This window comes from Citrobacter sp. wls757, assembly GCF_005280935.1.
Classification (GTDB): Bacteria; Pseudomonadota; Gammaproteobacteria; order Enterobacterales; family Enterobacteriaceae; genus Citrobacter; species Citrobacter portucalensis.
Map to the genome: position 1 here is coordinate 269953 of NZ_SZWU01000060.1, position 16427 is coordinate 286379.

The window sequence follows — 16427 nt, forward strand, 5'->3', positions numbered from 1 at the left end:
GGTAGTAGCTCAGTTGAGTAAATTTCCTGCATCACAAGAACAGATGTAGGGAATAAGAAATGAAGATTGTTGGGGCTGAAGTGTTTGTCACCTGTCCTGGGCGTAATTTTGTAACGTTGAAAATTACGACAGAAGATGGGATCACCGGGCTGGGAGATGCCACATTAAATGGACGCGAGCTGTCCGTGGCGTCCTATCTGAAAGATCACGTGTGTCCGCAGCTTATTGGTCGCGATGCGCATCGTATTGAGGACATCTGGCAGTTTTTCTACAAAGGCGCGTACTGGCGTCGTGGTCCGGTCACCATGTCGGCGATTTCTGCGGTAGATATGGCTCTCTGGGATATCAAAGCGAAAGCGGCGAATATGCCGTTGTACCAGTTGCTCGGCGGTGCTTCTCGTGAAGGGGTTATGGTCTACTGCCACACCACAGGCCATACCGTTGATGATGTACTCGAAGATTATGCACGTCATAAAGAAATGGGCTTTAAAGCCATTCGCGTGCAGTGCGGCGTGCCGGGTATGAAAACCACTTACGGTATGTCTAAGGGCAAAGGACTGGCCTACGAACCCGCCACCAAAGGGCAATGGCCGGAAGAGCAGTTGTGGTCAACGGAGAAATACCTGGATTTCACACCAAAATTGTTTGCCGCCGTGCGTGACAAGTTTGGTTTCAACGAACATCTGCTACATGACATGCACCATCGCCTGACGCCCATTGAAGCCGCCCGTTTCGGCAAAAGCATTGAACAGTACCGTTTGTTCTGGATGGAAGATCCAACGCCAGCAGAAAACCAGGAGTGCTTCCGCCTGATCCGCCAGCATACGGTCACGCCGATTGCGGTAGGGGAAGTGTTCAACAGCATCTGGGACTGTAAACAGCTTATTGAAGAACAACTGATCGACTATATCCGCACCACCATCACCCATGCGGGTGGTATCACCGGTATGCGCCGGATTGCCGATTTCGCGTCGCTGTATCAGGTTCGTACCGGTTCACATGGACCTTCCGATCTGTCGCCTGTGTGCATGGCCGCAGCGCTGCATTTTGATCTGTGGGTGCCGAACTTCGGCGTACAGGAATATATGGGCTATTCCGAGCAAATGCTGGAAGTGTTCCCACATAACTGGACCTTTGATAACGGCTATATGCACCCAGGAGACAAACCTGGTCTTGGGATCGAGTTTGACGAAAAACTGGCAGCGAAATATCCGTATGACCCTGCATATCTGCCCGTTGCTCGCCTGGAAGATGGCACGCTGTGGAACTGGTAAGGAGTGATTTGCTATGAAAAGTATCGTAATTGAAAAACCGAATACGCTGATTATCGCCGAACGCCCGGTGCCAGAACCCTTAGCAGGTGAGGTGAGGGTAAAAGTGAAACTGGCGGGGATTTGTGGTTCCGACAGTCATATTTATCGCGGTCATAATCCATTTGCACAATATCCGCGTGTGATTGGCCACGAGTTTTATGGCGTGATCGAGGCGGTAGGTGATGGCGTTGGCCATTCGCGAATAGGTGAGCGGGTGTCCGTTGATCCGGTCATCAGCTGCGGACATTGTTATCCCTGTTCAATTGGTAAACCTAACGTTTGTACATCGCTGGTGGTGCTGGGCGTGCATCGCGATGGTGGTTTCAGTGAGTACGCTGTTGTGCCAGCGAAAAATGCCTGGACGATCCCCGATACAGTGCCTGATGAGCATGCAGTTATGGTGGAACCTTTCACCATCGCCGCAAACGTGACCGGGCAAATTAAACCAACAGAAAACGATATTGCGTTAATTTATGGCGCAGGGCCTATGGGACTGACCACTGTACAGGCGCTTAAGCGTGTCTATAAGGTCAAAACCGTAGTGATTGCTGACAGAATCGATGAGCGCCTGGCCATGGCGAAGCAGTGCGGTGCAGACTGGGCAATCAATAATAGTCAGCACTCGTTGCAAGAGTTCCTTGCGGAAAACGGACTAAAACCGACCATTATCGTGGATGCAGCTTGCCATCCATCCATTTTACAGGAGGCAATCACGCTGGCATCGCCGGCCGCGCGAATTGTTCTGATGGGCTTCTCCAGCGATCCTTGTCAGATTATTCAACAAGGCATTACCGGGAAAGAACTGTCCATTTATTCCTCAAGATTAAATGCGAACAAATTCCCGATTGTGATTGATTGGTTGGTCAACGGACTTATCGATCCTAATCAACTTATTACTCACACTTTTGACTATCACCACGTTACAGACGCAATTGAATTGTTTGAGAAAGATCAGCAGCACTGCTGCAAAGTCTTACTCACATTCAGTGAATAATATAAATAACTGCGAGTAAGTGGTACGCATCTTACCTCTTAGAGATAGCCAATATGAATCAAGAAAAACACGAAAGATCCACGAAAGATCTGGTTAGAGCTGCCGTATCCGGATGGTTGGGTACTGCGCTCGAATTTATGGATTTTCAGTTATATTCTTTGGGTGCCGCACTGGTATTCCATGAAATATTTTTCCCGGAACAGTCTGCCGCCATGGCGCTTATTTTAGCGATGGGTACATACGGTGCAGGATATATTGCTCGTATCGTTGGAGCATTTATATTTGGCAAAATGGGAGACAGCATCGGCCGTAAAAAAGTACTGTTTATTACCATTACGATGATGGGAATTTGTACGACCTTAATTGGCGTGCTGCCAACATATGCACAAATTGGTATCTTTGCGCCTGTGCTGCTGGTGACGCTGCGTATCGTGCAAGGGCTTGGTGCGGGGGCTGAAATTTCGGGCGCAGGCACGATGCTTGCCGAGTACGCACCAAAAGGTAAACGTGGCATTATTTCCTCACTTGTTGCCATGGGGACCAACTGTGGAACCCTTAGCGCAACGGCCATCTGGGCGGTGATGTTCTTTGCGCTCGACCGTGAGGAGTTATTAGCCTGGGGTTGGCGCATTCCGTTCCTGGCGAGTGTCGTGGTGATGATCTTTGCCATCTGGTTGCGTATGAATCTCAAAGAAAGCCCGGTATTTGAGAAAGTGAATGATGAAGAAAACGCTCCGGCATTAAATAATTCGTCAGAAAATACGCTGGGGGCGATGTTTACCAGTAAATCTTTCTGGCTGGCAACCGGCCTACGTTTTGGACAGGCGGGTAATTCAGGATTAATCCAAACCTTCCTTGCCGGTTATTTAGTGCAGACGCTGTTATTTGATAAATCTATACCCACTGATGCCTTAATGATCAGTTCGGTGTTGGGCTTTATTACAATACCGTTGCTTGGCTGGTTGTCTGATAAGTTTGGTCGTCGTTTGCCTTATATTATCCTGAATATCTCGGCAATTATTTTGGCTTACCCGATGCTGTCAATTGTAGTGGATAAAACGTATAGCCCGGGTGTCATTATGACGGCATTGATTGTTATTCATAATTTTGCCGTATTGGGGTTATTTGCTCTCGAAAATATTACTATGGCGGAAATGTTCGGTGCGCGTAACCGGTTTACGCGAATGGCGATTTCAAAAGAAGCAGGCGGGTTGGTTGCTGTTGGTTTTGGTCCGGTTCTGGCGGGTATTTTCTGCAACATGACTAATTCCTGGTGGCCAATTCTGGTGATGGTCATCGCTTACTCACTGATTGGTCTGATTTCCGCGTTGCTGATGCCAGAAGTGAAAGATCGCGACCTGAGCGTACTTGAGGATGCTGCCGAGGTGAATAAAGCCGAGAAGGTTCGTTGCTCGGTGACTCAGACAAGCTGATACCAGACAGTAGCATGGGCGGATGTACTCGTACGCCGCCCATGCTATTACACAGCTTTACATGATGTCATACCAATCATAAAAAGCTTAATGCAAATCAAAACATACAACCATACAGGCGTTACTCTGGAACAGTCCTGATTTCATTTATAAGTAGGCCATACCATGCAAAACAAGCTCTTAGCGGCTAAGGCTGCACTTCCTGACTACGATCGTACAAAACTGGTTACGCGTATTGTTCATCTGGGATTTGGCGCGTTTCATCGCGCACATCAAGGTGTTTACGCTGACATTCTGGCCGCCGATCACGGCAGTGACTGGGGCTACTGCGAAGTGAACCTGATTGGCGGCGAGCAGCAGATTTTCGATCTGAAACAGCAAGATAATCTGTATACCGTTGCAGAGATGTCTGCTGATGCCTGGACTGCGAGAGTCGTGGGCGTGGTGAAAAATGCATTGCATGCGCAGGTTGATGGTCTGGAAAGCGTACTGGCAGCGATGTGTGAACCGCAGGTCGCGATCGTTTCCCTGACCATCACCGAGAAAGGATACTGCCATTCTCCGGCGACCGGCCAACTGATGTTAGACAACCCGATGATTGCAGCCGATCTGCAAAACCCTAAACAGCCTAAAACTGCGCCGGGCGTGGTGGTTGAAGCCCTGGCGCGTCGCAAAGCTGCGGGTTTAGCCGCCTTTACCGTGATGTCCTGCGATAACATGCCAGAAAACGGTCATGTGATGCGCAATGTTGTCATTGCATATGCCCGAGCGGTAGATATGGAACTGGCCGCGTGGATCGAACAACATGTGACATTCCCATCAACAATGGTTGACCGCATTGTCCCTGCAGTTACGCAGGAGACGCTGGACAAAATTGAACATATCACCGGTGTACGCGACCCGGCAGGCGTGGCATGCGAACCGTTCCGCCAGTGGGTAATTGAAGATAACTTTGTTGCCGGCCGTCCTGAATGGGAAAAGGCCGGGGCGGAACTGGTAGCTGATGTCATTCCGTTTGAAGAGATGAAACTGCGTATGCTCAACGGCAGCCACTCTTTCCTTGCGTATCTTGGGTATCTGGCGGGATATCAACATATTAACGATTGCATGGGCGATGAAAACTATCGTCTTGCTGCACGTGCGCTGATGTTGCAGGAACAAGCACCTACGCTGAAAGCAAAAGGTGTTGACCTACAGCGCTACGCCGATCTGTTAATTGAACGCTACAGCAATCCGGCGCTGCGTCATCGTACCTGGCAGATCGCCATGGACGGTAGCCAAAAACTGCCGCAGCGTATGCTTGATTCCATTCGTTGGCACATTGTGCACGGTAGTGACTTTGCGCTGCTGGCACTGGGTGTCGCTGGTTGGATGCGTTACGTAGGTGGTGTGGATGAACAGGGCCAGGCGATTGAAATTAGCGATCCACTGTTGCCGGTGATCCAGAATGCGGTGCGTAGCAGCAACGAAGGCGAAGAGCGCGTTCAGGCGCTACTGGCAATCGATGCTATTTTTGGCCGTGAACTGCCACAGGTTGAACTGTTCAACCGTCAGGTCACACAAGCGTATCTTACTTTACTGGCTGAAGGGGCGAAGGCGACGGTTGCGAAGTATGCAGCAAAACTGAAGTAACGAAGATTATGCTTTATGTCGCCATCTGGCTTGCAACGGCCAGATGGCGCTGTGTTTTCTGGCATTCACACCAATTAGTTCATGCCTAAACGAATCAGCTCGAGGGGGGCGTATTTGCCTTCACATCCTTCGATTTCCACTGTTTTCCCGCGGCGAATCTGCTCAGCGGTCAGGCCATCGGTATCTATTGCTGTAATGCGGCCTGTGAGTCCGGTGTCGCTGATCATGACGCGGCTGCCAGTGGTGATTGCGTTACGGTTACGATCGTATGTTTTCATGGTGTTTTCTCCTTTCCAACTTACCGTCAAAGCCCGTGGGCTTTTAGTCCCACGTAACGGGCGCAATATAAATACGCTTCTCGTTAATGATTTTTTTTGTTTTCGATCAAAATCACAGCTTTTTTTATGCAGTTATGCGGGAGAGGGGAAAACGCAGGAGAAACTCACCCCGGTGTGAGGTGAGCGTAGTATTAATCTTCGCTGAACCAGTCGCTATTTTCCTGACGAATAAGCTGAACGGACTCACCAATTTCCTGAAGATGGAGCATCATTGCGCGCTCGACCGCATCGCCGTCATGCTTCTCAAGGGCGGCAAAGATATCGTGATGCTGGCGTAGCAGCATTTCAGGCGGGGAAATATGATCCAGGCTCATATAACGAACGCGGTCAATTGTAGCCTTTATATTCTCAACGGTATCCCAGGCGAGTTGGCACTCGGCGATTAAAGCCAGTTTCTGATGAAACTCATCATCAAGCTGGAAGAAATCATTAATCTGTTTTCGGTCAATTGCGATGCGCTGCTGATGCAAATTCTGTTCAAGCTGATAGCACTGTTGATCGTTGATCAGCGATGCGGCGCGGCGTACCACGGCACATTCAATTGCCTGGCGAACAAAACAGCCGTTTTGCACCTGCGACAGCGAAATTTTATTCACGTAGCTGCCACGCTGCGGGCGGATCTGAATCAGACCGTTCTCAGCCAGTTTGATGAATGCTTCTCGTACCGGCTGGCGTGACACATTAAAGCGTACAGAAACCTCTTTCTCCGACAGCGGTGTACCGGGTGCGATCAGACAATGCACGATATCACGGCGAAGAATACGGTAAATCTGTTGATTTACTGGCTGTGTAGGGTTGAGCTGCGTTTCTACGGTCATTCATTCTTACTTTTTAGAGAGTTAACCCGGATATTTTATCACTTCTTTCTGGCTATCTATACCCGGCACAAGGCCGGGCAGAGAAATTAGCCCCGGTGGATACTCAGCCCGGCAAAAGACTGTGTGACAGGCATCATTTCAAGGGTGTTGATATTGACATGAGCCGGTAAAGAAGCCACCCACCATACCGCTTCTGTAACATCTTGCGGAGTCAGCGCCGTGGTATTTTCGTAGGCTTTTTCAGCTTTGGCGTCATCACCTTTAAAACGGACATTAGAGAACTCCGTACCGCCAACCAGACCCGGCTCGATGTCGGTAACGCGAATTGCAGTGCCGTGTAAATCAGTACGTAAATTCAGGCTAAACTGGCGAACAAACGCTTTGGTCGCACCGTAGACGTTACCGCCAGCGTATGGCCAGTTGCCCGCGGTAGAACCGATATTGATAATATGACCGCGGTTGCGTTCAACCATGCCTGGCAGAACGGCACGGGTCATATAAACCAGCCCCTTGTTGTTGGTGTCGATCATATTTTCCCAGTCTTCAATGCTGGCCTTGTGAGCAGGCTCAAGGCCCAGCGCCAGACCCGCGTTGTTGACCAGAACATCAATATTGCGCCATTCAGCAGGAAGGGCGTCCAGCATCTCTTCAATCGATGCACGATTACGTACGTCCAGTTGCGCGGTATAGAGGCGGTCACCCAATTCCTCTTTCAGTTCCTGCAGGCGCTCCTGGCGGCGTCCGGTGGCAATAACTTTATGCCCATTCTCAATAAAACGACGCGTAATGCACTCACCAAAACCTGCGGTTGCTCCGGTTACTAAAACGATCATCTCACTGTTCCTCAACGCTTTTTATGTCGTACTACCATAGCACGTCATTTCCGTTCAGAGCTATTCCTGCGTAACGCGATTGCGGTTGATTCCTGGGAAGTCTACTCTGGTAAACAAATCGTTTTCAGGAGTGAAAGATGTCGTTAACGAATCCTTTTTTACGTCACAGCACGTTGCCGTACCAGGCACCGCAGTTTGATCAGATAGAGGTGCAGCACTATCGCCCAGCGTTCGATGAAGGCGTGCGGCAAAAACGTGCAGAGATCGAGGCGATTGTGCAAAACCCGCAGGCCCCAGATTTTGCCAATACGTTGCTGGCGCTTGAACAAAGCGGCATGCTGCTCACACGTGTAACCAGCGTTTTCTTCGCGATGACGGCGGCGCACACCAACGATGAACTACAGCGCCTTGACGAAGAGTTTTCCGCAGAACTGGCGAGCCTTGCCAATGATATTTATCTCAATGGCGCGCTTTTTTCGCGCGTTGAAGCGGTCTGGCAACAGCGAGGTTTGCTGGGGCTGGATAGCGAATCATTACGCTTGCTGGAGGTCATCCACCAGCGTTTTGTATTAGCCGGCGCGCGTTTGAATGAGGTCGATAAAGCGAACCTTAAAGCGCTCAATACAGAGTCCGCCACGTTGACCAGCCAGTTTAATCAACGTCTGCTGGCGGCGAACAAGTCCGGTGCTCTGGTGGTGGATGATGCACGTTACCTGGACGGACTCAGCGCAGAGGAAATTGCTGTTGCCGCCGAAGCTGCAAAGGAGAAAGGGCTTGAAGCGCGTTGGGTTATCCCGCTATTGAACACGACTCAGCAACCGGCGCTTGCGGCGTTACGCGATCGCCAGACCCGTGAGAATCTGTTCAACCGCGCATGGACGAGAGCAGAAAACAATGACGCTAACGATACTCGGGCGATTATTCAGCGACTGGTCGAGATCCGGATGCAGCAGGCGAAACTACTCGGTTTTGCCAATTACGCTGCATGGAAAATTGCCGATCAGATGGCAAAAACACCGGAAGCGGCACTTAATTTCATGCGGGCGATTGTTCCCGCTGCGCGAGCCAGGGCATTGGATGAACAGGCCGAAATCCAGAATGTTATCAATCACGAACAGGGGAAATTTAACGTCGAGGCCTGGGACTGGACATTTTATGCCGAGCAGGTTCGTCGTGAGAAATATGCACTTGATGAGGCGCAGCTCAAACCTTACTTTGCCCTTGATACGGTGCTGAACGAGGGCGTTTTCTGGACAGCTAATCAACTCTTTGGCATAAAATTTATAGAACGGTTCGACATTCCTGTTTATCACCCGGATGTTAGGGTATGGGAAATATTCGATCACGATGGCGTAGGGCTGGCGTTATTTTACGACGATTTCTTTGCCCGGGAATCGAAAAGCGGTGGTGCCTGGATGGGCAATTTTGTTGAGCAATCGCAACTCAATGAAACCCGGCCGGTTATTTACAACGTGTGTAATTATCAAAAACCGGCAAAAGGTCAGCCTGCATTGTTATTGTGGGATGATGTTATTACGTTATTTCATGAGTTTGGGCACACGTTGCATGGCCTGTTCGCCACTCAGCGTTATGCCACGCTTTCAGGGACCAACACTCCGCGTGACTTTGTTGAGTTTCCTTCGCAGATCAACGAACACTGGGCGAGTCATCCGCAGGTCTTTGCTCGTTTTGCTCGTCATGTTGATACCGGGGAGCAAATGCCGCAGGCGTTGCGGAATAAGATGCAGCGGGCCAGCCTGTTTAACAAAGGTTACGACATGACCGAACTGCTCAGTGCCGCATTGTTGGATATGCGTTGGCACAGTCTGGAAAAGAGCGCGTTATCTCTTTCTGTCGAACAATTTGAACAGCAGGCGCTGGCGGCTGAAGGTTTGGATCTCAAGGCTGTGCCGCCTCGTTATCGCAGCAGCTATTTTGCCCATATCTTCGGCGGCGGTTATGCCGCAGGTTATTACGCCTATTTGTGGACGCAAATGCTGGCTGATGACGGTTATCAGTGGTTTGTAGAGCGGGGCGGATTAACCCGCGAAAACGGGCAGAAATTCCGCGAAGCGATTTTGTCCCGCGGGAACAGTACTGATTTAGCTGAACTTTATCGCCAGTGGAGCGGACGTGATCCAAAAATGGATCCGATGCTGGAACATCGTGGTTTGAGCGTCTAAGAGATTATTAGCCAGAATATTGAGCCGGGCGTGATGCCCGGTTTTTTATTATTTTTAAAGATGGCAATTTTTAGGGTTTTATATGAAAGTTGACAATAATGGTTATCAACAAATGATGATGAAATATATTCAGGAATGCTAGTTTAATAATGATGATGCCTTTGGATGTTTGATAAGATTAGCGTTCATGTACGGGCAGGTTTCTCAGGTAATTGTTAATGAAAATAGGGGTTCTAATAGCTGTGCTTGTTATGTCCGGATGTGCAGATAGTACAATTGTGCAATCCAGCGTCACTCCGTTTACGCCACATGTTTCACGCTCAAATGCTGAAATCATCGCACGGTATAAAGAAGCGCGTGAATCCGGGTTTTCCCATGGTTCTGCGTATCAATATGCCAGAGGCGACAAAACCTACACATCCGATCAATTAGAGGTGATTGGGCTTAATGAAATGCTGAATGAACCGTTATTGGTTTGACCGCTTTAGTGACAACGCTATGCCACAACAGATGGTATAGCGTAATATCCTGTTAATTATGATTTATTAATTACTATTAAAAAATTTACATAAATTTTCTTTTTTATCGTTAAGATAATTCCATCAGAAACGCTCGAACAGGGAGGGAGAACGTGATGATGAGAAATACGAAGGAAATAGATGCAATTTTGATTGAGTTGAACAAGTCCATTGATGCCCACTACAAATGGTTAGTGACAATGTTCCGCTGCGTGGTGTCTTCAGATGTTACGCAGCCAGATATTATGGGTGAAAACTCGCATTTTGCTTGTCGATTTGGACTGTGGCTTAATAATCAATCACGGTACAATGAGGATGATTGTAGTTACGTAAGCAAGATAAGCGCCACCCACGAAAAGATGCATTTATCAGGCAAGAAATTGCTAATGGCTATCGTGGAGAATCGTAGCCATTCATGGCATTTCGACAGTTTCCAGGACGCGCTGCTGGCATTTACCTCATCTGTAATGGACTACAAAATATATTTATTGAGTATCCGCAGTAATATCGACGCATTAACAGGTTTACCTGGCAGAAGAATGCTTGATGAGTCTTTTGATCGGCAGTTGCTCGATGCCGAACCGCTTAATCTTTATATATTGTTGTTAGATATCGATCGTTTTAAATACGTTAACGATACCTACGGCCATTTGGTGGGTGACGTGGTATTGCGGGCTCTGGCATCAAATTTATTGTCATGGACGCGATATGATGAGGCGGCGTACCGCTACGGTGGAGAAGAGTTCATTATCATCATCAGAACAAAAACGGACGAGCAGGCATGCCTAGCGGGTTTGCGACTTTGTCGTCTGATTGGTCAGAAAAAAATTCCCTACGCTGAGGGAGAGATCGGTATCACGGTGACGGCAGGCATAACCCGGGTTCAACAGGGTGAAACGCTGGATACCGCGCTTGGTCGGGCCGACAGGGCGATGTATCAGGGGAAACAGACCGGCAGGAATCGCTGCATGTTTATGGATGAAAATGAGCAAATTGCGTTGGTGGACACCAATGACGGAACCTCGTATCCCCTCAGTGCGTGAGTTTTCGAAAAACGCTTTGAGGTAGTTGCGTTTCGTTTAACTTTCATTGGGGTTGTCGATGATAGGTTAGCTGACTATCCGTTATCTTCGCAGGGAATTGCCAGATAGCGTATAAAAGCAAAACACAAATCTATCCATGCAAGCATTTACCGCTGGTTTATCCGGCGGTTTTTTTTATCTGTAAATCAGGAAAAAGGCACAGCGAGTGCGATTCAGGTAAAAAAATGGCCCCTTGTGCAGTTACGCTACAAGGGGCCGGGTCGGTGCAGGACTATCTCCGTTCATCAATCATCCCATCTGTGGCTAAAATACGCGGCCAAGAAACCGGAAAATAAAATAATTCCCAGAACAGCCATAAAAATATTCATATTACCCAGCATAGTAAATGCTCCTTTATCTGTGAGTTTCCTCTCTTACCTTAAGTTCACCTCGCTTATGACTATAGTAGCAATTCAATCTTAAACAAAGGCTGAACTGTGTGATTATTTCGACTGAAAAGTAAATTTTTGACATGATCACGTCGAATAAAATAAATAATAGTGACGAGACACATTTATCTGCGCACAAATAACCCTGTTTTTAAACCCTGAGACGCTGTTATGACGGTGTGCTGCTGATACAGATTGTTGCACGTTTATAATGCAGAGTTGTCTCATGGTGGTTCAATTTTTCGTTTGATTAATCCTTTTGGCGGGAAAATCTAATACTGTTCTATGTGCGCGAGATGCTAATTTGTTGATTTTATATGAGGTTTTAATATCTGGCATCGTTTTTGCCTTATCACTTCTGAACACCCTTAATTTGCACCGTTTTGTCTGCCCGGCTGCACCGGAGCTTTCAGCAAGTCTAATTTCAGGAGTGAAACTATGCAGCGTCGTACATTTTTAAAAGCTTTTGCACTTTCTGCCTCTGTTGTCGCAATGGGCGTGAGTTTTAGCGTTCAGGCAGCCGACACCATTAAGGTTGGCATCATGCATTCGTTATCCGGCACGATGGCCATATCCGAAACGCCGCTAAAAGATGTGGCGTTGATGACCATCGATGAAATAAATGCTCAGGGCGGTGTGTTGGGTAAAAAGCTGGAACCGGTGGTGGTTGACCCGGCCTCGAACTGGCCGTTATTTGCTGAAAAAGCAAGACAACTGCTGAGTCAGGACAAGGTGGCGGCAGTTTTCGGCTGCTGGACATCGGTTTCGCGTAAATCGGTTCTACCGGTATTTGAAGAGTTAAACGGTCTGCTGTTTTACCCGGTGCAATATGAAGGAGAGGAGATGTCGCCTAACGTCTTCTATACCGGCGCAGCCCCCAATCAGCAGGCGATCCCTGCGGTTGAGTATCTGATGAGTGAGGACGGCGGTAGCGCGAAACGCTTCTTCCTGCTGGGCACGGATTATGTTTATCCACGCACGACCAACAAAATTTTACGCGCCTTTTTGCACTCAAAAGGGGTCGCCGATAAAGACATCGAAGAGGTGTACACCCCATTCGGACACAGCGATTACCAGACCATTGTCGCCAGTATTAAAAAATTCGCCGCAGGGGGAAAAACGGCGGTGGTATCAACCATCAATGGGGATTCTAACGTACCGTTCTATAAAGAGTTAGCGAATCAGGGGCTGAAAGCCACCGATGTGCCGGTGGTGGCTTTTTCCGTGGGTGAGGAGGAGCTACGCGGTATTGATACCAAACCGCTGGTGGGTAACCTTGCCGCCTGGAACTACTTTGAGTCCGTCGATAATGCGGCCAACAAAAAGTTTGTCGCTGATTACCGGGCGTATGCCAAAGCGCACAAATTACCGAATGCTGATTCGGTGGTGACGAACGACCCAATGGAAGCCACATATGTTGGCCTGCATATGTGGGCGCAGGCGGTAGAAAAAGCCGGAACTACCGATGTGGATAAAGTTCGTGCTGCTATGGCGGGGCAATCTTTCGCTGCGCCATCAGGTTTTACCCTGACCATGGATGCGACCAACCATCACCTGCATAAACCCGTCATGATTGGCGAGATTGAAGGCAACGGCCAGTTTAACGTGGTGTGGCAAACCGATGAGCCGGTCCGCGCCCAGCCGTGGAGTCCGTACATCGCTGGTAATGATAAAAAATCTGAACAGCCTGTGAAAACCGCCAGCAACTGATCTAACGCCCTCCTGCGGGAGGGTAATGCTTTGGAGAACGCTCATGAAAGCTATGCGCTTTATTCGTGGTGTGTTGTTGCTGATGTGGTTTTTGCCGTGGATAGCCCAGGCCGCAGATGCTGATACCTTTACCGCCGCCAACCGTGCTCAGCAGGCCGCCTTACTTGAACAATGGGCGGTGAATCCCGACGTTCAGCGCATCCCGCTGCTCAGCGCGCTGCGAGATGAGAACCTGCTGACCGATAACACGAAAAATGCCTTCATCATGAACGGCTCGCACGTACAGCCGTTAGGAACAGCGATAGCCCCAAACGGCGAGCTAAAAAAAATTCGCCTGACTAACCGCCTGCGTAATCTGGTAGCCGGAGCGTTGGCTGTCCATCAGCTTTTAAGTGACAGTGTCACGGTAAGGGAGGAGGCAGCTCGTACATTACAGCGTGAGGCGCAGCCGGACATGCTGCCGTTTTTACAACAACGACTGGCTCAGGAGTCAGATGGTGATGTGAAATCCGCACTCGCTATTGTACTGGCAAATCTGCAATTGGGTAGCACCTCGCCGGAAGTCAGGCTTCAGGCAATCGAACTATTAGGGGTGTCAAATGATCCTGAAACTCAGGCGCGCCTGCAGCCATTCACCAGGGCTGAACATGAATCCGATGCCCGAGTGCGTGCTGCCGCTGACGAAAGTCTGAATTCCATCTCGCATCGTATGAAGGTTGGGGATCTTCTTGGGCAGGCTTTCATGGGACTGTCACTGGGTTCTATTTTGCTGCTTGCGGCATTGGGTCTGGCGATAACCTATGGATTACTCGGCGTCATCAATATGGCGCATGGCGAGATGTTGATGCTCGGGGCGTACTGTACCTGGATGGTGCAACAGTTGATGGGGCAGTTTTTCCCGCACGGGTTAGCCTGGTATCCGGTTATTGCACTTCCGGTCGCCTTTTTGCTGACTGCGGCAGTAGGAATGCTGCTCGAGCGTGGGGTGATACGCCATTTATATGGCCGTCCGCTTGAAACGCTACTGGCGACCTGGGGTATCAGCCTGATGCTCATCCAGTTGGTGCGTATGACTTTCGGCGCGCAAAACCTGGAAGTCGCCAATCCGGCATGGCTTTCCGGCGGCATTCAGGTTTATGCCAATCTGATATTGCCGTGGAACCGAATAGTGGTGCTTGGCTTTGCCATGCTGGTGCTGTTCTTCACCTGGCTGCTGTTGAATAAAACACGCCTCGGGCTGCGCGTGCGTGCCGTGACGCAAAATCGCAATATGGCGGCCTGCTGCGGCGTACCCACGGGACGAGTCGATATGCTGGCCTTTGGCCTTGGTTCAGGAATTGCCGGACTGGGAGGTGTGGCGCTCTCGCAACTAGGTAACGTAGGACCGGAGCTGGGGCAAAGCTACATTATCGATTCGTTTTTGGTGGTGGTACTGGGCGGCGTTGGACAGCTTGCCGGGAGCGTAGCTGCAGCTTTTGGGCTGGGGATATTCAATAAAATTCTGGAGCCTCAGGTGGGGGCGGTTCTTGGCAAAATCATGATCCTGGTGTTGATCATTCTGTTTATTCAGAAACGACCTCAGGGACTGTTCGCGCTGAAAGGGAGGGTTATTGACTGATGACGATGCCAATGACAATAACGCTGGCGCGTAAAGCGCCGCGTACAACACGCGTGCTGGGTCTGGGCTTACTGCTGGCGTTGATTATTCTGCCGTTTCTTGCGCTGTTACCTGCGGAGCATCCGCTGGCCATATCGGTGTGGACGTTGACGCTGGCCGGGAAAATTCTCTGCTATGCCATTGTGGCCGTTGCGCTGGATCTGGTGTGGGGTTATGCCGGAATGCTCTCGCTGGGACACGGTATCTTCTTCGCGCTGGGGGGCTATGCGATGGGAATGTACCTGATGCGCCAGGCTTCCGGCGAAGGATTACCGGCCTTTATGTCGTTCCTGTCGTGGAGCGAGCTGCCCTGGTTTTGGTGGGGGACGCAACATTTTCTCTGGGCGATACTGCTGGTTGTTCTGGTGCCGGGCCTGCTGGCGCTGGTATTTGGTTGGTTTGCCTTCCGTTCAAAAATCAAAGGTGTCTATTTCTCCATCATGACCCAGGCCCTGACTTTCGCCGGAATGCTGCTGTTTTTCCGCAATGAAACCGGCTTTGGTGGAAATAACGGTTTTACCGGTTTTACCACCATTCTGGGGTTTCCGGTGACCGCGACGTCCACCAGGATCGCGCTGTTTCTGGCGACGGTTATGCTGCTGGTGCTGGCAATATGGCTGGGACTTGCGCTGGCACGCAGTAAGTTTGGGCGTATTCTGACCGCCGTACGCGATGCCGAGAACCGTTTGATGTTCTGTGGTTACGATCCGAAAGGTTTCAAGTTATTGGTGTGGACGCTTTCCGCTGTACTGTGCGGCCTGGCCGGGGCGCTTTATGTCCCGCAGGTAGGGATTATCAACCCCAGCGAAATGTCGCCGACCAACTCGATTGAAGCGGCGATTTGGGTTGCTCTCGGCGGACGTGGAACCCTGATCGGCCCGGTATTTGGCGCTGTACTGGTGAACGGTGCTAAAAGCCTGTTTACCGTCATTATGCCGGAATACTGGCAGCTGTTTCTTGGCCTGATCTTTATTGGCGTTACGCTTTTTTTACCCCGTGGTGTGATTGGCCTGTTTCGCAAAGGAGACAAATAATGCAGCCGGATGAAGGACTTTTTACTCGCCAGATGCCTGGCGATCGGTTTCGCGAACAAACGGACCCGGTACTCCAACTGGAAAAAATTAACGTTAATTTCGACGGATTCCAGGCGTTAACGGATCTCTCGCTCAACATTGGCGTCGGGGAGCTGCGCTGTATTATTGGCCCCAACGGCGCCGGGAAGACGACGTTAATGGATGTCATAACCGGTAAAACCAGACCGCAAAGTGGTCGTGCGATATACGATCAGTCGACCGATTTAACAATGCTCGATCCCATTGCCATCGCGCGTCAGGGGATTGGACGGAAATTTCAAAAGCCCACGGTATTTGAAGCATTAACGGTGGAAGAGAACCTGGAGCTGGCGCTGAAAAATGATAAATCTGTCTGGGGGGCTCTACGGGCACGACTCTCAGGCGAACAACGGGATCGTATTGATGAAGTACTGGCGCTGTTGCGGCTGGGTAATGAGCGGGCCCGCCGCGCCGG

General features: G+C 49.9%; 15 protein-coding genes. 11 read left to right on the forward strand and 4 right to left on the reverse strand.

Translation table 11 applies throughout. The features are described 5' to 3' along the window. The first annotated feature begins 59 nt into the window (after positions 1-59). The 4 genes from rspA to FDW94_RS16210 all read left to right on the forward strand — a co-directional run bounded on the left by rspA (position 60) and on the right by FDW94_RS16210 (position 5372). Complete coding sequence (gene rspA, locus FDW94_RS16195) at positions 60-1274, forward strand: starvation-sensing protein RspA (protein ID WP_003832907.1); 1215 nt, start codon at positions 60-62, stop codon at positions 1272-1274. A 13-nt stretch (positions 1275-1287) separates the two neighbouring features. Further along, on the forward strand, positions 1288-2307 hold the full coding sequence (locus FDW94_RS16200; protein WP_137377886.1) for a Zn-dependent oxidoreductase: 1020 nt from the start codon (positions 1288-1290) through the stop codon (positions 2305-2307). A 53-nt stretch (positions 2308-2360) separates the two neighbouring features. Next, entirely contained in the window at positions 2361-3740 is a 1380-nt protein-coding gene (locus FDW94_RS16205) for an MFS transporter (protein ID WP_048214215.1), read from the forward strand. Between the two features lie 165 nt (positions 3741-3905). Then, a complete protein-coding gene (locus FDW94_RS16210; RefSeq protein WP_137377887.1) occupies positions 3906-5372 on the forward strand; it encodes a fructuronate reductase in 1467 nt (488 codons plus the stop codon). Between the two features lie 74 nt (positions 5373-5446). Here FDW94_RS16210 and ydfZ read toward each other — a convergent pair whose 3' ends face one another. The 3 genes from ydfZ to ydfG all read right to left on the reverse strand — a co-directional run bounded on the left by ydfZ (position 5447) and on the right by ydfG (position 7361). After that, a complete protein-coding gene (gene ydfZ / locus FDW94_RS16215) occupies positions 5447-5650 on the reverse strand; it encodes a putative selenium delivery protein YdfZ (protein WP_003032393.1) in 204 nt (67 codons plus the stop codon). Between the two features lie 191 nt (positions 5651-5841). Beyond that, the gene (locus tag FDW94_RS16220) at positions 5842-6528 is read right to left on the reverse strand and encodes a GntR family transcriptional regulator (RefSeq protein WP_003032396.1); all 687 of its coding nucleotides are present in this window, start codon (positions 6526-6528) and stop codon (positions 5842-5844) included. A gap of 86 nt (positions 6529-6614) precedes the next feature. Further along, positions 6615-7361: a bifunctional NADP-dependent 3-hydroxy acid dehydrogenase/3-hydroxypropionate dehydrogenase YdfG gene (gene ydfG, locus FDW94_RS16225; RefSeq protein ID WP_137377888.1), complete on the reverse strand. Its 747-nt coding sequence runs from the start codon at positions 7359-7361 to the stop codon at positions 6615-6617. A gap of 137 nt (positions 7362-7498) precedes the next feature. Between ydfG and dcp the strand changes: the two genes are divergently transcribed. The 3 genes from dcp to FDW94_RS16240 all read left to right on the forward strand — a co-directional run bounded on the left by dcp (position 7499) and on the right by FDW94_RS16240 (position 11105). Continuing rightward, positions 7499-9544 (forward strand): peptidyl-dipeptidase Dcp, encoded by a 2046-nt coding sequence (dcp, locus tag FDW94_RS16230; protein WP_137377889.1) that lies wholly within the window; start codon positions 7499-7501, stop codon positions 9542-9544. Between the two features lie 218 nt (positions 9545-9762). Then, a complete protein-coding gene (locus tag FDW94_RS16235) occupies positions 9763-10023 on the forward strand; it encodes a hypothetical protein (protein ID WP_020996405.1) in 261 nt (86 codons plus the stop codon). A 155-nt stretch (positions 10024-10178) separates the two neighbouring features. Further along, entirely contained in the window at positions 10179-11105 is a 927-nt protein-coding gene (locus tag FDW94_RS16240; RefSeq protein ID WP_137377890.1) for a diguanylate cyclase, read from the forward strand. Between the two features lie 284 nt (positions 11106-11389). Here the strand turns inward: FDW94_RS16240 and mgtS are convergent, their stop codons facing one another. After that, on the reverse strand, positions 11390-11485 hold the full coding sequence (gene mgtS, locus FDW94_RS16245) for a protein MgtS (RefSeq protein WP_003032406.1): 96 nt from the start codon (positions 11483-11485) through the stop codon (positions 11390-11392). Between the two features lie 486 nt (positions 11486-11971). Between mgtS and urtA the strand changes: the two genes are divergently transcribed. From urtA to FDW94_RS16265, 4 genes are all read left to right on the forward strand, one after another. Continuing rightward, positions 11972-13243, forward strand: coding sequence for an urea ABC transporter substrate-binding protein (gene urtA / locus FDW94_RS16250; RefSeq protein WP_003832925.1), 1272 nt, complete (start codon positions 11972-11974; stop codon positions 13241-13243). Between the two features lie 43 nt (positions 13244-13286). Then, the gene (gene urtB / locus FDW94_RS16255; protein ID WP_137377891.1) at positions 13287-14861 is read left to right on the forward strand and encodes an urea ABC transporter permease subunit UrtB; all 1575 of its coding nucleotides are present in this window, start codon (positions 13287-13289) and stop codon (positions 14859-14861) included. Continuing rightward, positions 14861-15934, forward strand: coding sequence for an urea ABC transporter permease subunit UrtC (gene urtC / locus FDW94_RS16260; protein WP_137377892.1), 1074 nt, complete (start codon positions 14861-14863; stop codon positions 15932-15934). Before urtB ends, urtC begins: the two co-directional genes overlap by 1 nt. Continuing rightward, positions 15934-16427, forward strand: a 494-nt coding sequence (locus tag FDW94_RS16265; RefSeq protein WP_137378031.1) for an ATP-binding cassette domain-containing protein, incomplete at its 3' end; no start/stop codon positions are given. The genes urtC and FDW94_RS16265, both read left to right, overlap by 1 nt.

What these genes read in the sequence shown, in the direction of transcription:
- rspA (WP_003832907.1), top strand. Translation starts at nt 60, where the DNA reads ATGAAGATTGTTGGGGCTGAAGTGTTTGTCACCTGTCCTGGGCGTAAT.
- FDW94_RS16200 (WP_137377886.1), top strand. Translation starts at nt 1,288, where the DNA reads ATGAAAAGTATCGTAATTGAAAAACCGAATACGCTGATTATCGCCGAA.
- FDW94_RS16205 (WP_048214215.1), top strand. Translation starts at nt 2,361, where the DNA reads ATGAATCAAGAAAAACACGAAAGATCCACGAAAGATCTGGTTAGAGCT.
- FDW94_RS16210 (WP_137377887.1), top strand. Translation starts at nt 3,906, where the DNA reads ATGCAAAACAAGCTCTTAGCGGCTAAGGCTGCACTTCCTGACTACGAT.
- ydfZ (WP_003032393.1), bottom strand. Translation starts at nt 5,650, where the DNA reads ATGAAAACATACGATCGTAACCGTAACGCAATCACCACTGGCAGCCGC.
- FDW94_RS16220 (WP_003032396.1), bottom strand. Translation starts at nt 6,528, where the DNA reads ATGACCGTAGAAACGCAGCTCAACCCTACACAGCCAGTAAATCAACAG.
- ydfG (WP_137377888.1), bottom strand. Translation starts at nt 7,361, where the DNA reads ATGATCGTTTTAGTAACCGGAGCAACCGCAGGTTTTGGTGAGTGCATT.
- dcp (WP_137377889.1), top strand. Translation starts at nt 7,499, where the DNA reads ATGTCGTTAACGAATCCTTTTTTACGTCACAGCACGTTGCCGTACCAG.
- FDW94_RS16235 (WP_020996405.1), top strand. Translation starts at nt 9,763, where the DNA reads ATGAAAATAGGGGTTCTAATAGCTGTGCTTGTTATGTCCGGATGTGCA.
- FDW94_RS16240 (WP_137377890.1), top strand. Translation starts at nt 10,179, where the DNA reads ATGATGAGAAATACGAAGGAAATAGATGCAATTTTGATTGAGTTGAAC.
- mgtS (WP_003032406.1), bottom strand. Translation starts at nt 11,485, where the DNA reads ATGCTGGGTAATATGAATATTTTTATGGCTGTTCTGGGAATTATTTTA.
- urtA (WP_003832925.1), top strand. Translation starts at nt 11,972, where the DNA reads ATGCAGCGTCGTACATTTTTAAAAGCTTTTGCACTTTCTGCCTCTGTT.
- urtB (WP_137377891.1), top strand. Translation starts at nt 13,287, where the DNA reads ATGAAAGCTATGCGCTTTATTCGTGGTGTGTTGTTGCTGATGTGGTTT.
- urtC (WP_137377892.1), top strand. Translation starts at nt 14,861, where the DNA reads ATGACGATGCCAATGACAATAACGCTGGCGCGTAAAGCGCCGCGTACA.